Source organism: Massilia sp. Mn16-1_5 (assembly GCF_004798585.1).
Taxonomy (GTDB): domain Bacteria; phylum Pseudomonadota; class Gammaproteobacteria; order Burkholderiales; family Burkholderiaceae_D; genus Telluria.
In genome coordinates this window covers 1-481 of record NZ_PPXQ01000066.1, presented here as the reverse complement: position 1 = coordinate 481, position 481 = coordinate 1, and the positions used below count along the sequence as shown (strand labels likewise).

Annotated in this window: 1 rRNA gene; it reads left to right on the top strand. The window is 52.4% G+C overall.

From position 1 onward, the window contains the following. Positions 1 to 481 (top strand): 16S ribosomal RNA (locus tag C2862_RS25570); the annotation flags it as partial.

Below are 481 nucleotides of genomic sequence, written 5' to 3'. Positions count from 1 at the left end.
GAATTCGTCCTACGGGAGGCAGCAGTGGGGAATTTTGGACAATGGGGGAAACCCTGATCCAGCCATCCCGCGTGTGCGATGAAGGCCTTCGGGTTGTAAAGCACTTTTGGCAGGAAAGAAACGTCATGGGTTAATACCCCGTGAAACTGACGGTACCTGCAGAATAAGCACCGGCTAACTACGTGCCAGCAGCCGCGGTAATACGTAGGGTGCAAGCGTTAATCGGAATTACTGGGCGTAAAGCGTGCGCAGGCGGTTCGGAAAGAAAGATGTGAAATCCCAGAGCTTAACTTTGGAACTGCATTTTTAACTACCGGGCTAGAGTGTGTCAGAGGGAGGTGGAATTCCGCGTGTAGCAGTGAAATGCGTAGATATGCGGAGGAACACCGATGGCGAAGGCAGCCTCCTGGGATAACACTGACGCTCATGCACGAAAGCGTGGGGAGCAAACAGGATTAGATACCCTTGTAGTCAGGATAGG